The sequence below is a fragment of the Mesorhizobium sp. M7A.F.Ca.CA.003.01.2.1 genome, assembly GCF_003998945.1.
Taxonomy (GTDB): domain Bacteria; phylum Pseudomonadota; class Alphaproteobacteria; order Rhizobiales; family Rhizobiaceae; genus Mesorhizobium; species Mesorhizobium ciceri.
The window spans coordinates 1-701 of sequence record NZ_RZRA01001519.1; the positions used below are offsets into that span (position 1 = coordinate 1).

Consider the following 701-nt stretch of genomic DNA (forward strand, 5'->3'; position numbering starts at 1 on the left):
GGCCAGCACCACCACCGGCGATGGCCAGTCCGGCCAGCGGTCGACCAGCGCAACCGCCTGGTTGTTGGTGCCGGAGACGACGAGTTCGTCACGCGAATAGCCGGTGCCATGGCCGAGGTCGAGCGGCAACTGGCGCGGCGGGTCGGTTGGCTGGGCAGTCACTTCAGCGACGCGGTTGCGTGCGGTGGCCGCCGCCGCGATCGGCCGGAAGCTGCGGCACAGGTGCCGCGCCGCGACCCTTGTAGAGCGGCGATTCGAGATAGCGGGCTATTGCGAACCGCACCAGCACGGCGACGGCGGCCGAAGCCGGCACCGCGATCAACAAGCCGACGAAGCCGAACAGCGCGCCGAAGGCAAACAGCGAAAACATCAGCCATACCGGGTGCAGGCCGACGCTCTTGCCGACCAGCCGCGGCTGCAGGATGTTGCCCTCGATGAACTGGCCGATGAAAAACACGACCGCGACCGCGACGATCATCGTCCAGTCCGGCCAGAACTGGACGAAGGCGACGCCGACGGCCAGCACCAGCCCGGTCAGCGAGCCGACATAGGGGATGAAGGAAATCAGCCCGGCGAACAGGCCGATGAGGATGCCGAAGTTCAGTCCGGTCAGCGTCAGCCCGGTGGCATACATGGCGCCCAGCACCAGGCACAGCGTGCCCTGGCCACGCACGAAGCCTGCCGTGGCGGTGTTGATGTCC

The 701-nt window shown here is 67.6% G+C and carries 1 protein-coding gene; it reads right to left on the reverse strand.

What is annotated here, in order from left to right:
- Positions 1-163 precede the first annotated feature (163 nt).
- Positions 164-701: AI-2E family transporter (locus tag EN969_RS33905; protein ID WP_164758791.1), on the reverse strand; the 538-nt coding region annotated here is incomplete at its 5' end.